Here is a 13,099-nt window from a genome sequence, read left to right as displayed (position 1 = left end):
CGCCGCGTGGGGCTCTTCACGGAGCCCCACCGTACGGATCCGCCCGTGGAGTCCCAGCCTAGTCCAGGTCCCCAGGAGGGTCAGTGTCCACCAACCAGGAACGCCGAGCCGAGGCGCGCCAACGTCTGCGTGAGCAGATGGAGGCGCAGGCGCGCCGCGAGAAGCAGCTGAAGATCGCCGGTGCCTCGGTCGTGGTGGTGGTCCTCCTCGGCATCGTGGGCGTCGTGGTCTGGAACAAGGCGGAACAGTCCCGCGCCGAGCAGTACGCCGCCGACTGGGTGACCTGTGAGTACCCGCAGGACACCAGTCCCATGGAGAAGGTCGACCCGGCGGAGTTCGAGGACCAGGGGCCCGAGATCGTCGCCGAGGCGCGTCGCTTCAACGAGCAGGTCGACGAGATCGAGGAGTCCAAGCGCGAGATGGACCCCCCGACCGGGGACCAGGCCAGGAGGGGCACGGCCGAGATCGTCGTGACCACCGGTAGCGGTGAGATCCCCCTGACCCTCGACCGTGAGGGCGCCCCCTGCAACGTCGCGAGCTTCGTGCACCTCGCCGAGCAGGAGTACTTCGACGACACCGAGTGCCATCGACTGACGCAGGGTGGGGAGGGTTCGCAGCTCTCCGTCCTGCAGTGTGGTGACCCGACGGGGACCGGGCTCTCGGGCCCCGGGTACTCGATCGTGGACGAGCCGCCCACCGATCTCCCCGTGGCCGAGGACGGTTCGGGTATGTCGGTCTACCCGCGCGGCACGGTCGCCATGGCGAAGTCGCAGGCGCCGAACAGCGCCGGGAGTCAGTTCTTCCTCGTGTACGAGGACTCCATGCTGCCGCCCGAGTACTCCGTGATGGGCACGATCGGCGAGTCCGGTCTGGAGGTCCTCGACGAAATCGCCGAGGCCGGGACGAAGAGCGACGACCAGAGCGATCCGGACTACGAGGCACCGCGCCGACCGGTGGTCATCGAGAAGGTCACGGTCGGCGCCCAGGAGGGTCTGCCCGAGGCGTGAACCCGTAGCACCCGGCCGTGAGCACCGGTCCCGGCCTCCCGGCCGGGGCCGGCGTCGTCCCACCGGGTCCGCGACCGCCGGCCGCGGAGGGTCGGTCAGCCGCGGAGGCGTCGGTCAGTTCGAGGTCATCCGGTAGACGTCGAAGACGCCTTCGACCTTGCGGACCGCGCCGAGAACGTGACCCAGGTGTTTGGGGTCGGCCATCTCGAAGGTGAACCGGGAGATCGCCACCCTGTCGTCGCCCGCGGTCTGCACCGACGCGGACAGGATGTTGACCTTCTCATCGGCCAGGACCTTGGTGATGTCGGAGAGCAGACGGTGGCGGTCGAGGGCCTCCACCTGGATGGCCACGAGGAACACCGCGCCCGGCTGGGGCGCCCATTCGACCTTGACCAGTCGCTCCGGCTCCCGGTGCAGGTCGGAGGCGTTGGTGCAGTCGGTGCGGTGCACGCTGACCGAACCGCCGCGCGTGATGAAACCCAGGACCTGGTCCCCCGGCACCGGGGTGCAGCAGCGGGCGAGCTTGGCGTGGACGTCCTCGACACCGCCCACGAGCACGCCGGCCCCGGAGGTCGTGGGGCGGGGCGGGGTCATGGTCTTGTCGCGGGAGCGGTCGGCCAGTTCCTCGGTCACCTCGTCCACGCCCCCGTGGGCGGCGATGAGACGACCGACCACGGTCTTGGCGGAGACGTGGTTCTCCCCGATCGCCGTGTAGAGCGCGGTGACGTCGGCGAATCCGAGCTCGCGGGACACGCCGGCGAGCGACTCGTTGGAGAAGATGCGGTGGACGGGGACCCCGCCCCGTCGGACCTCACGGGTGATGAGGTCCTTGCCCCGCTCCAGGGCCTCTTCTCGGCGCTCCTTGGCGAACCATTGCCGGATCGAGCTCTTGGCGCGGCCGGAGACCACGAACTTCTGCCAGTCCAGGCTGGGGCCGGCGTTGTGGTCCTTGGAGGTGAAGACCTCCACCACCTCGCCGTTCTCGAGCGGGCGCTCGAGGGCGACGAGTTTGCCGTTGACCCGTGCCCCGATGCAGCGGTGACCGACCTCGGTGTGGACCGCGTAGGCGAAGTCCACGGGCGTGGCGCCGACCGGCAGGTTGATGACGTCCCCCTTGGGGGTGAAGACGAAGATCTCCTTGCTGGTCATCTCGAAACGCAGGGAGTCCAGGAACTCGCCGGGATCGGCGGCCTCACGCTGCCAGCTGAGCAGTTGCCGCATCCACGCCATCTCGTCGACCTCGGCGGGGTCGCCGTTGTGCTTGCCGCGGGTCTCCTTGTAGCGCCAGTGCGCCGCGATGCCGTACTCCGCGTTGCGGTGCATCTCGTGGGTGCGGATCTGGATCTCGAGGGGTTTGCCGTCGGGTCCGATCACGGTGGTGTGCAACGACCGGTACACGCCGAAGCGGGGCTGGGCGATGTAGTCCTTGAACCTCCCCGGCATCGGCTTCCAAGTCGAGTGGACGACCCCGATCGCGGCGTAGCAGTCGCGCACGTCCTCGCACAGGACACGAATGCCCACGAGGTCGTGGATCTCGTCGAACTCCCGACCGCGCACGATCATCTTCTGGTAGATCGACCAGTAGTGCTTGGGTCGGCCCTCGACCCGCGCCTGGATGTGCGCCTTCTCGAGGTCCGCCCTGACCCGGTTGGTCACCGTTTGCAGGTAGACGTCGCGGCTGGGGGCCCGGTCGGCGACGAGCCGCACGATCTCCTGGTACTTCTTCGGCTCGAGGATCGCGAAGGCGAGGTCCTCGAGTTCCCACTTGATGGTCGCCATCCCCAGCCGGTGCGCGAGCGGGGCGATCACCTCGAGGGTCTCCCGCGCTTTCTTGACCTGCTTCTCGGGCGGCAGGAACCGCATCGTGCGCATGTTGTGCAGGCGGTCGGCGACCTTGATCACCAGGACGCGCGGGTCGTGTGCCATCGCGATGATCATCTTGCGGATGGTCTCCGCCTCGGCGGCCTCGCCGAACTCGACCTTGTCCAACTTGGTGACGCCGTCCACCAGATGAGCGACCTCACCGCCGAAGTCGGCCTCCAGCCGTGCGAGCGAGTAGTCGGTGTCCTCGACCGTGTCGTGCAGCAGCGCCGCCACGAGCGTCGTGGTGTCCATCCCCATCTCCGCGCAGATGGTCGCCACGGCGACTGGGTGGGTGATGTAGGGATCGCCGGATTTGCGGTAGACGCCCTCGTGTTGCTTCTCCGCGAGGGTGTACGCGCGTGCCAGCAGACCGACGTCGGCCTTGGCGTGGTGTATCCGGTGGACGCGCACCAGCGGTTCGAGAACCGCCGGCGTGGAGGTGACGGTCAGACCCGAGGTGAGGCGGCGCGCCCACCGCGCTCGCACCCGTCGACCGGCGGACGGGCGGTTGCCCGGGATCACGGGGAGCGGTTGGGTCGCGGACTGGGGTGTCGCGGACTGGGGTGCCGGGGGCCGGGGTGTCGAGGGCTGGGGTGTCGAGGGCTGGGGTTGAGCCGTCTGTCCGGGTTGCGCGCCCCCGTCCGGCTGCCCGGCGGGGTCCTGCCGTTGCGTCATCTCCGGCTCCTCCCTCCAGTTCCGGGCCGTCAGGAACGGCCGGCGGTCACGCGACCGTGAGGCAGGTCAGCGGTGTGGCGGCCAGTCTATCCCGCCCCCCGAGGCCGGGGACCTCGAGTACCACGGACAGCCCCGCGACGATCGCCCCACAGTCCTCCAGCAGACCGACCGCGGCGGTGAGGGTCCCCCCGGTGGCGAGGACGTCGTCGACGACGAGGACGCGCTTCCCCCCGAGATCGAGCCCGTCCGCGGGGAGTTCCAACGTGGCGGCGCCGTACTCGAGCTCGTAGGACCGCGAATGCACCGGTGGCGGGAGCTTGCCGGCCTTACGGATGGCCAGGACCCCGGTGTGTAGCCGCACGGCTGCCGCGCCGGCGAGCAGGAACCCCCGGGCGTCGAGCCCGGCGACGTAGTCCACACTGCCGATCTCGTGCCCGGCGATCAGCCCGGCGACGACGGCATCGAAGCCGTCGGCGTCCGCGAGGACCGGAGTGAGGTCGCAGAACTGGACGCCCGCGGAGGGGAAATCCTCGACGCGACGCATCAACCGCTCCACGGCCGAACTGATGGCAGGTGAGACGGGGCTGAGAGTTGGTTCGGTCATGCGGCGGCCTCGGCCTTCTCGCGTCGGGCCAGGACCTTGGCGGTCTGGCGTCTGATCTCCGGATCGCGGTTCTTGAGCGACACCAGCAGGGGTGTGGCGAGGAATACCGAGGAGAAGGTGCCGGTGATGATCCCCACCATCTGGACGAGTGCCAGATCCATGAGGGTGCCCACCCCGAGGATCCACACGGCGATCACGACCAGCGCCAGCAGGGGCAGCACGCCGATGATGGTGGTGTGGATCGAACGCATGAGGGTCTGGTTGACACCCAGGTTCGCCTCTTCGGCATAGGTGCGGCTCGCGGTGTGTCTGATGCCGCGGGTGTTCTCCTCGACCTTGTCGAACACGATCACCGTGTCGTACAGCGAGAAGCCGAGGATGGTCAGCAGACCGATCACGGTGGCCGGGGTGACCTCGAAGCCGACGAGAGAGTAGACACCGGCGGTGGTCAGTACGTCGAACAGCAGGGCGACGATGGCTGCGGTGGCCATCCGCCACTCGAAGCGGAACGCGATGTAGGCGAAGACGATGACGAGGAACACCCCGAGAGCGATCAGTGCGTTCTCGGTGACCTGTCCTCCCCAGCTCTCCGAGCGCGCGGAGTCGCCGATCGCCTCCACTGAGGCGTCACCGTCGGCCGTGACCGGCCGGAACTCCTCGAAGAGGGCGTTCTTGGCCGCACGGATCTCGTCGCTGGTGAGGAACCGCGTCTCCACCTCGACGATGCGCGCGTCCCCGGCTCCGACGATCTGCACCGTCTGCGGTTCCTCACCCACCGACTCCTCGACCACCGCGGCCACGCGGCTCTTGTCGTGGTCGGCTGCGGGCATGGTGAGCTTGGTGCCACCGGTGAAGTCGATACCGAAGCTGAAGCCACGGAAGATGATGCTCGCCAGGCAGATCGCCACGATCACGGTGGTGAGGACGTAGAACCTCCGGCGGTTCGGGACGATGCCGAACGCCCCGGTCCCCGTGTAGAGCCGCGTGAACAGACTGTCGGACCGGCCGGCGGGGGCGGCGGCGCCGCTCCCGGGCTCGGTGGTCGTGGGAGTGCTCATCGGCCCTCCTCCTCATCGGTGGCGGGACGCTCGGTGCGCGGTTCGGTGATGGTGTCGCCGCCCGGGCCGCGGATGGTCGCGGTGACCCCGCGGCCCCGGCCCTGCTCGAGATCGCTCTCGGTCTTCCGGTCGATGCGGCGCTGTTCCGCCGCGGCTGCCTGGAGGTTCTCCATCCGTCCCATCCCGTTCGCCCAGGTCTTGGCGAAGGTGGGTTTGGTGGAGGCGAGGTAGACGAGCGGCCAGGTCACGGTGAACGCGACGAAGACGTCCATGATGGTCGTGAGGCCCAGGGTGAACGCGAATCCGCGCACCTCGCCGCTGGCCAGCAGGTAGAGCACCAGCGCTCCGATGAGGCTGACCATGTTGCCGGTGACGATGGTGCGGCTGGCACTCTTCCAGGCCCGCGGCACCGCGGATCTGAAACGGTGGCCGTCCCGCAGTTCGTCCTTGATGCGCTCGAAGAATACGACGTAGGAATCGGCGGTCATGCCGATACCGATGACGAGGCCCGCGATGCCCGCGAGGTCGAGGCTGTAGTCGACGGTGTATCCGAGGAACACCAACAGGATGTAGGTGAGCAGGAACGACAGGGCCAGCGAGAGGAACGCCAGCACACCGAGCAGGCGGTAGAAGAAGGCCGAGTACGCCAGTACCAGCAGGAATCCGATGGCGCCCGCGAGCAGGCCCGCCTCGAGCGAGGCCAGACCGAGGGACGCCGGGACGTTGTCGACGTTGGGGTCCTCGAAGGAGATGGGCAGGGCACCGTAGCGCAGGTTCGCGGCGAGAGAGGCCGCCTCGTCCGTGCTGAAGTCACCGGTGATGGAGGTCGCCGAACCGACCGGCGTGACGCCCTGGACGACGGGCGCGCTGATGACCTCGCCGTCGAGGAGGATGGCGATCTGCCGCTGGAGGTTCTCCTGGGTCAAGCGGGACCAGGTGGCGCTCCCCTGCTCACCGGGTCCGGCGTTGAACCGGAAGGAGACCTCGTTCTTGGCGGCCTGCTGGTTGAACCCGGAACTGACGGAGTCCTTGACGATCTGTTGCCCGTCGAGTCGCTTCCCGTCCTCCGGTTCCCCGATGAGCAACGGGACCGGGCCGAGGACGTACTTGGCGCCCTCACCGCAGGCGATGAGGGCCTGGGACGGGTCGTCGAAGCCGGCCAGGACATCGCGCTCCGGGCAGCGGAAGGTCGCGAGGGTCTCGGTGAGCTCCTGCGGGTCGCCCTGGCGGATCTCGCGGGCCTCCTCGACCTCCCTGGCGACGGCGTCGCGGTCCCCCTTGGCGGCGGGCACGGGCTCGACGTCGCCCTCGGCGACGGGCTGGACCTGCAGCACGGGACGGATCGTCAGTTGCGAGGTGGTGCCGAGGTCACGGGCCTGGCTGGAGTCCTCACCGGGGACCGTGAGGACGATGTTGCTGCCCTCGATGACGACCGAGGTCCCGGCGACGCCGAGCCCGTCGACCCGGTCGCGGATGATGTCCTGGGCCAGTCGCAAGTCGGCCTCGTCGGGGTCCCCCTTGGGGATCAGCGTGACGCGGGTACCGCCCTGCAGATCGATGCCCAGCTTGGGCGTCAGGCCGCGCTCGGCGACGGCGAAGGCGCCGAGGAAGATGATGAACAGCACCAGGAAGAACGCGGACAGCAGCGCCCACGGTCTGGGGCGGGCGTCGGCGCCTCGAGGACGAGCTGGTGACACAGGTGATCTCTCTCGGTCTTCGTCTGGGGCCCTCCGGCTGGAGGGCCCCATTACACTACTCGCCGGTCGTGGCCTACAGGGAATCCGCCGCACCGGTGCCGGTGTCGGCTCCGGGGGTCGTACCGGCGTCGATTTTCTCGCGGATGACGCGGCGGTCCCACTGGGTGTGGACGCCCTCGGCGATCTCCAGTTCCACGGTCTCGTCGCCCACGGAGACGATGGTCGCGCGCAGACCCGAGGTGGTGAGCACGCGATCGCCCGCCGTCAGTGAGGCCTGCATCTCCCGCATGTCCTTCATCGCCCTGCGTTGTCTCGTGCTCTGCAGGACCATCAGCACGATCAGCACGACGATCATCAACGGCAGCAGCAGTTCCAGTCCCATTCGGGTCCTCCTGACATGGACCCGCCGGTTCCGGGTCGCTGGCGGGTCCGGGCTACGGACGGTCTCGTCCGAGGATGCCAGCCCGGGGCTCAGCCGCGCGCGCCGGGGCCCCGGTCGACCTCGACCGGCAACATCGGGTCCCCGGCCGCCCTGTCGGGCCCTGGCCGGGTGAGGCCCAGGTGCTCCCACGCCGCGGCGGTCGCGATGCGCCCGCGGGGGGTGCGTGCGAGCAGACCCGCCCGGACGAGGAAGGGTTCGCAGACCTCTTCGAGGGTGGTGGACTCCTCCCCCACGGCCACCGCCAGGGTGCTCAGCCCCACGGGCCCGCCCTCGTGTTGGACGAGGAGCGCCCTGAGGACCGCGCGGTCGAGACGGTCGAGACCCAGCTCGTCCACTTCGTAGACCTCGAGGGCGGCCCTGGCGACGGGCACGGTGATGCGACCGTCGGCCCGGACCTCGGCGAAGTCGCGGACCCGCCGCAGGAGCCGGTTGGCGATCCGGGGTGTGCCCCGCGACCGGCCGGCGATCTCCAGCGCGGCATCGGGCTCCACGGGGATGGCGAGGATGTCCGCCGCGCGGGTGACGATCCTGGCGAGGTCGGTGTCCGTGTAGAAGTCCATGTGCGCGGTGAACCCGAACCTGTCGCGCAGCGGACCGGTCAGCGCTCCGGATCGCGTGGTGGCACCGACCAGGGTGAACGGGGCGATCTCCAGCGGGATCGAGGTGGCCCCGGGCCCCTTGCCCACCATGATGTCGATCCGGAAGTCCTCCATCGCGAGATAGAGCATCTCCTCGGCCGGGCGCGCGATGCGGTGGATCTCGTCGATGAACAGCACGTCGCCCTCGATGAGATTGGACAGCATCGCGGCGAGGTCGCCGGGTCGTTCGAGGGCGGGACCGGAGGTGATCCGTAGTGAGCCGCCGAGTTCGGCCGCGACGATCATCGCGAGACTCGTCTTGCCCAGCCCGGGCGGCCCGGAGAAGAGCAGATGGTCGGGTACGACCCCGCGGCGGGTGGCGGCGGTGAGGACCAGGTCCAGTTGCTCCCGGACCGTCTCCTGACCGATGAACTCGCCCAGGCTGCGAGGTCGGAGGGCACCCTCGACGTCGGTATCGAACGGGGTCGCGGACGCGGACAGCTCGCCCTCGTGGCCCGCCCCGTCGTCGACGTCGGGGGAACGCCCGTCGCCGGGCGCGTCGAACGGTCCCGCCATCAGCGCCTACCAAGTGATTTGAGGGCCAGTCGCAGGGCCTGCGCCGGGTCGAGGTCCGGCTCGGCGGCGAGCACCGCGGTGGCGGTCTTCTCGGCCTCCGCGGAGGAGAAGCCCAGGCCCTCGAGTGCCTCTGCGACCTCGGTCGCGGCCGACCCGCCTGTCGCGCCGCCCTGGATCCCCACGGAGCCACCGTCGGACACGGGACCGACCTTGTCCTTGAGTTCCAGCACCATGCGTTCGGCCGTGCGCTTGCCCACGCCGGGGACGCGGGTCAACGCCCTGACGTCCCCGGTTCCGAGAGCCCGGACGAGGGCCTCCGGCTCGAGGGTCGCGACGATCGCCAGTGCCAGTCGTGGTCCGACGCCGGAGACGGTCTGCACGGTGAGGAACAACTGACGCGCGTCCACCGAGTCGAATCCGTACAGGGTGAGCGAGTCCTCGCGCACCACCAGCTCCGTGTGGAGCATCCCCTCCGCCCCGCGCCGGAGACCGGCGAGCGCCGCGGGGGTCGCGTGCACGAGCACCCCGACTCCCCCGGTCTCCACCACGCAGCGGTCCAGGCCGATCTCGGCCACGGTCCCCCGGATCGAGGCGATCACCAGCGCACTCCCTTCGTCCGCGCCATGCCCCGGGCCGCGGCCCGGGCGCGCTCCTGATCGGCGGCCGCGCTGCGACCACCGTGTGCGTTCGACGTGGCGGCGTCCCGTGCCGCCGCCACCTTCGACTCGAACCCGGCCCGGGACCGCGCGACATGGCCGTCCAGCGCGGCGACCCGGCCCTGCATGGGCGCCCGCCAGCTGTGGCACACGGCCAGGGCGAGGGCGTCGGCCGCGTCCGCCGGGCTGGGGGGCTTCTGCAGGCCGAGGATCCGGGTGATCATCAGGGTCATCTGCTTCTTGTCCGCGCGCCCGCTGCCGGTGATGGCCGCCTTGACCTCGGAAGGCGTGTGGAAGGCCACCGGGATGCCGCGGTAGGCGGCGGCCAGTGCCACGACGCCGGCGGCCTGGGCAGTGCCCATGGCGGTGGAGACCTGGTTCTGGGCGAAGACCCGCTCGATGGCGACCACGTCCGGGCGGTGGATCTCCATCCACTCGTCCGCCACGGCGTGGACCGCCCGCAGGCGCCTCTCGAGTGGTTCCTGGGCGGTCGTCCGCACCACGTCCACGTCCAACGCCGTGACGGCCCGACCCGGCTCGGTCTCGATCAGCGCGAGCCCGCACCGGGTCAGTCCCGGGTCCACACCCATCACGCGCATAGCGACCTTTCGCCGACCAGTGGTAGAACCTACGTTCGAGACCCTACCAGTGGGCCGCCCATCAGGCGTTGAGCGCCGCCAGCACGTCGTCCGGCACGTCGAGGTTCGAGTAGACGTTCTGGACGTCGTCGGAGTCCTCGAGCGCGTCGATGAGCTTGAAGACCTTCGCGGCGCCGTCGGCGTCGACGGTCACCTCGACCGAGGCGCGGAACCCGGACTCGGCCGAGTCGTAGTCGATGCCGGCCTCCTGGAGCGCGGTGCGCACCCGGACGAGGTCGGTGGGTTCGCAGACCACCTCGAACTGCTCGCCGAGGTCATTGACCTCCTCGGCCCCGGCCTCGAGTACGGCCATGAGGACGTCGTCCTCCTCGAGCTCACCCTTGTCCAGCACGATCTCGCCCTTGCGGGTGAACAGGTAGGCCACCGAACCGGGGTCCGCGAGGTTGCCGCCGTTGCGGGTCATCGCCGTGCGCACCTCGCCCGCGGCGCGGTTGCGGTTGTCGGTCAGACACTCGATGAGCAGGGCCACGCCGTTCGGGCCGTACCCCTCGTACATGATGGTCTCCCACTCGGCGCCGCCCGCCTCCTCGCCGGCGCCGCGTCTGCGCGCGCGCTCGACGTTGTCGCCCGGGACAGAGTTCTTCTTGGCCTTCTGGATGGCGTCGTAGAGCGTGGGGTTGCCGGCTGGGTCACCGCCGCCCGTACGGGCCGCCACCTCGATGTTCTTGACGAGCTTGGCGAAGAGTTTGCCGCGCTTGGCGTCGATCGCGGCCTTCTTGTGCTTGGTGGTGGCCCACTTGGAATGGCCTGACATGGGATGTTCCGCCCTCCGGGGGTGTCAGTCCGGGCCGACCGCGGTTGGCCGCCCGGTGCGATGTGTCGCTGACTGGCCAGTCTACGAGGTCGACTGCCGCACCATGTCGACGAAGTACCGGTGAACGCGCACGTCGTCGGTCACCTCGGGGTGGAAGGAGGTCGCCAGGGCGTTGCCCTGCCGCACCGCGACCACGTGATCGTGGCCGTCGGAGGCGCGGACGCGGGCGAGTACCTCCACGTCGGGGCCCACGGTCTCGACCCAGGGTGCGCGGATGAACACGGTCCGGACCGGGTCGGCGCCGAGGGCGTCGACGACGAGGTCGGCCTCGAACGAGTCGACCTGCCGTCCGAAGGCGTTCCGTCGGACGGTCATGTCGATCGCGGAGAACCAGGTGGCATCGGCCCGGGTGTCGAGGACGACCGACGCCAGCAGGATCATGCCCGCGCAGGAGCCGTAGACCGGCATGCCGCCCGAGATCCTCTCGGCCACCGGTTCGTACATGTCGTAGACGTCCAGTAGCCGACTCATCGCGGTGGATTCCCCGCCGGGCAGGATGAGTCCGTCCACGCCGTCGAGTTCGGAGCGCCGGCGGACGGCCACGGCCCGCGCGCCGACGGACTCGAGGTGGCGGACGTGTTCGGCGACATCGCCCTGGAGGGCGAGGACACCGACGGTCGGGGCGTCCGTGCTCACTTCTCGGACGGGTCGTCGGTGGTGCTCACCGGGAACGGCTGCGCACCCGGGCGCAGACGGCGGGACAGTCCCTCCTGGGTGACGGCGGCGACGAGTCGGCCGGAGCGGTCGAAGATCCGCCCCTGGGTGAGGGCGCGCCCCCCGAACGCCGACGGCGAGGTCTGGTCGTACAGCAACCAGTCATCGGCCCGGAAGGGGCGCATGAACCACATGGCGTGGTCGAGCGAGGCGTCCTGGGTGGGCTCGTCGGGGTGCGGGACCTTGGCCGAGCCCAACAACGTCATGTCCGACATGTACGCGAGTGTGCACACGTGGAAGTTCGGATCGTCCGGCAGCGTGTCGACGCTGCGGAACCATACCCGCTGCTGCGAGGCCAGGACCGAACTCGTCTCCAGGCGGTCCCGGGGGACGATCCGGATGTCCCACTGGGCCCATTCCTCCACGAAGACGCGGTGGGCCTCGTCGATCGTCGGGACGTCGATCTCCTCGGGCCCCACGACCCGGGGCATCGAGTCCTGGTGCTCGATGCCCTCCTGGTCGACGAGGTGGAAGGAGGCCGACATGGAGAAGATCGGCTCCCCCTCCTGGATGGCGGTGACACGGCGGGTGGCGAAGCTGCGACCGTCCCGGAGGCGGTCGACCTGGAAGACGGTCGGCACGTCGGGGATGCCCGGCCGGATGAAGTATCCGTGCAGGGAGTGGACGTGCTTGTCGGAGTCCACGGTCCGGACCGCGGCGACGAGGGTCTGACCGGCGACCTGGCCGCCGAAGGTCCGCTGCAGGTGCGTGCGGATGGCCGGACCCCGGTAGAGGTCGCGGTCTATCCGCTCGATCTCGAGGATGTCCTCGATCTTCGCCACCGGCGGGTCACCAGCCCCGCTCGGCGAGCCGGTGGGGCTCGGGGATGTCGTCGACGTTGATGCCGACCATGGCCTCGCCGAGGCCGCGGGAGATGTTCGCGAGCATCTCCGGATCGTCGTGGAAGGTCGTCGCCTTGACGATCGCCTTGGCCCGCTCGGAGGGGTTGCCGGACTTGAAGATGCCGGAACCGACGAACACGCCCTCGGCACCGAGCTGCATCATCATCGCGGCGTCGGCCGGGGTGGCGATGCCGCCCGCGGTGAACAGCACCACGGGGAGCTTGCCCGTCTCGGCGACCTCCTTGACCAGCTCGTACGGCGCCTGGAGCTCCTTGGCGGCCACGTACAGCTCGTCGGACGGCAGGCTCTGGAGCTTGCGGATCTGCTGGCGGATCTGGCGCATGTGGGTGGTGGCGTTGGAGACGTCACCGGTGCCGGCCTCGCCCTTGGAGCGGATCATCGCCGCGCCCTCGGTGATCCGGCGCAGGGCCTCGCCGAGGTTGGTGGCGCCACAGACGAACGGCACGGTGAAGCCGAACTTGTCGATGTGGTTGGCGTAGTCGGCCGGGGTGAGGACCTCGGACTCGTCGACGTAGTCCACGCCGAGGGCCTGGAGGATCTGGGCCTCGACGAAGTGCCCGATGCGGGCCTTGGCCATCACGGGGATGGAGACGGCCTCGATGATGCCGTCGATGAGGTCGGGGTCGCTCATGCGGGCGACGCCGCCCTGGGCCCGGATGTCGGCGGGGACGCGCTCGAGGGCCATCACGGCCACGGCGCCGGCGTCCTCGGCGATCTTCGCCTGCTCGGCGGTGACGACGTCCATGATGACGCCGCCCTTGAGCATCTCGGCCATACCTCGCTTGACGCGTGCGGTTCCGGTGGTGTTCTCGCTGGACTGCGGGTCGCTCACGAAATAGGCCTTTCCTGGCTCAGACGACGTGTGACAGGGGTCCAGTGTAGGTCTCCCTCAC

At 69.7% G+C, this 13,099-nt stretch carries 13 protein-coding genes; 1 reads left to right on the top strand and 12 read right to left on the bottom strand.

The features are described 5' to 3' along the window. The first annotated feature begins 83 nt into the window (after positions 1-83). The gene (locus CK206_RS02270) at positions 84-1,007 is read left to right on the top strand and encodes a peptidylprolyl isomerase (RefSeq protein ID WP_096905409.1); all 924 of its coding nucleotides are present in this window, start codon (positions 84-86) and stop codon (positions 1,005-1,007) included. Between the two features lie 114 nt (positions 1,008-1,121). Here CK206_RS02270 and CK206_RS02265 read toward each other — a convergent pair whose 3' ends face one another. The 12 genes from CK206_RS02265 to pdxS form a co-directional block, all read right to left on the bottom strand. Further along, positions 1,122-3,545 (bottom strand): bifunctional (p)ppGpp synthetase/guanosine-3',5'-bis(diphosphate) 3'-pyrophosphohydrolase, encoded by a 2,424-nt coding sequence (locus tag CK206_RS02265; protein ID WP_096905408.1) that lies wholly within the window; start codon positions 3,543-3,545, stop codon positions 1,122-1,124. Between the two features lie 46 nt (positions 3,546-3,591). Further along, entirely contained in the window at positions 3,592-4,149 is a 558-nt protein-coding gene (locus CK206_RS02260; protein WP_096905407.1) for an adenine phosphoribosyltransferase, read from the bottom strand. Continuing rightward, positions 4,146-5,207 (bottom strand): protein translocase subunit SecF, encoded by a 1,062-nt coding sequence (secF, locus tag CK206_RS02255; RefSeq protein ID WP_096905406.1) that lies wholly within the window; start codon positions 5,205-5,207, stop codon positions 4,146-4,148. Before secF ends, CK206_RS02260 begins: the two co-directional genes overlap by 4 nt. Beyond that, a complete protein-coding gene (gene secD, locus CK206_RS02250) occupies positions 5,204-6,904 on the bottom strand; it encodes a protein translocase subunit SecD (protein WP_371606814.1) in 1,701 nt (566 codons plus the stop codon). Before secD ends, secF begins: the two co-directional genes overlap by 4 nt. A 73-nt stretch (positions 6,905-6,977) precedes the next feature. After that, positions 6,978-7,286 carry a preprotein translocase subunit YajC gene (gene yajC / locus CK206_RS02245; protein WP_096905404.1) on the bottom strand — a complete coding sequence of 103 codons (309 nt, stop codon included), beginning with the start codon at positions 7,284-7,286 and terminating at the stop codon, positions 6,978-6,980. Between the two features lie 89 nt (positions 7,287-7,375). Next, complete coding sequence (ruvB, locus tag CK206_RS02240) at positions 7,376-8,500, bottom strand: Holliday junction branch migration DNA helicase RuvB (protein WP_096905403.1); 1,125 nt, start codon at positions 8,498-8,500, stop codon at positions 7,376-7,378. Further along, positions 8,500-9,099 carry a Holliday junction branch migration protein RuvA gene (ruvA, locus tag CK206_RS02235; RefSeq protein WP_096905402.1) on the bottom strand — a complete coding sequence of 200 codons (600 nt, stop codon included), beginning with the start codon at positions 9,097-9,099 and terminating at the stop codon, positions 8,500-8,502. Before ruvA ends, ruvB begins: the two co-directional genes overlap by 1 nt. Next, on the bottom strand, positions 9,096-9,755 hold the full coding sequence (locus tag CK206_RS02230) for a crossover junction endodeoxyribonuclease RuvC (RefSeq protein ID WP_096905401.1): 660 nt from the start codon (positions 9,753-9,755) through the stop codon (positions 9,096-9,098). The genes ruvA and CK206_RS02230 overlap by 4 nt, the downstream gene beginning before the upstream one ends. Positions 9,756-9,816: 61 nt before the next feature. Further along, a complete protein-coding gene (locus tag CK206_RS02225; protein ID WP_096905400.1) occupies positions 9,817-10,569 on the bottom strand; it encodes a YebC/PmpR family DNA-binding transcriptional regulator in 753 nt (250 codons plus the stop codon). Positions 10,570-10,650: 81 nt separating this feature from the next. After that, positions 10,651-11,265: a pyridoxal 5'-phosphate synthase glutaminase subunit PdxT gene (pdxT, locus tag CK206_RS02220; protein ID WP_096905399.1), complete on the bottom strand. Its 615-nt coding sequence runs from the start codon at positions 11,263-11,265 to the stop codon at positions 10,651-10,653. Further along, entirely contained in the window at positions 11,262-12,125 is an 864-nt protein-coding gene (locus CK206_RS02215) for an acyl-CoA thioesterase II (RefSeq protein ID WP_096905398.1), read from the bottom strand. The genes pdxT and CK206_RS02215 overlap by 4 nt, the downstream gene beginning before the upstream one ends. 7 nt (positions 12,126-12,132) lie before the next feature. Then, the gene (gene pdxS, locus CK206_RS02210) at positions 12,133-13,038 is read right to left on the bottom strand and encodes a pyridoxal 5'-phosphate synthase lyase subunit PdxS (protein WP_096905397.1); all 906 of its coding nucleotides are present in this window, start codon (positions 13,036-13,038) and stop codon (positions 12,133-12,135) included. Positions 13,039-13,099 lie beyond the last annotated feature (61 nt).

The organism is Dietzia sp. WMMA184, from assembly GCF_002441635.1.
Classification (GTDB): Bacteria; Actinomycetota; Actinomycetes; order Mycobacteriales; family Mycobacteriaceae; genus Dietzia; species Dietzia kunjamensis.
The sequence above is the reverse complement of the archived record's forward strand: the minus strand, read 5'-3'. Positions and strand labels throughout refer to the sequence as shown.

Coding starts and splice junctions, on each gene's coding strand:
- CK206_RS02265 (WP_096905408.1), bottom strand. CDS start 3,545: ATGACGCAACGGCAGGACCCCGCCGGGCAGCCGGACGGGGGCGCGCAA.
- CK206_RS02260 (WP_096905407.1), bottom strand. CDS start 4,149: ATGACCGAACCAACTCTCAGCCCCGTCTCACCTGCCATCAGTTCGGCC.
- secF (WP_096905406.1), bottom strand. CDS start 5,207: ATGAGCACTCCCACGACCACCGAGCCCGGGAGCGGCGCCGCCGCCCCC.
- yajC (WP_096905404.1), bottom strand. CDS start 7,286: ATGGGACTGGAACTGCTGCTGCCGTTGATGATCGTCGTGCTGATCGTG.
- ruvB (WP_096905403.1), bottom strand. CDS start 8,500: ATGGCGGGACCGTTCGACGCGCCCGGCGACGGGCGTTCCCCCGACGTC.
- CK206_RS02230 (WP_096905401.1), bottom strand. CDS start 9,755: ATGCGCGTGATGGGTGTGGACCCGGGACTGACCCGGTGCGGGCTCGCG.
- CK206_RS02225 (WP_096905400.1), bottom strand. CDS start 10,569: ATGTCAGGCCATTCCAAGTGGGCCACCACCAAGCACAAGAAGGCCGCG.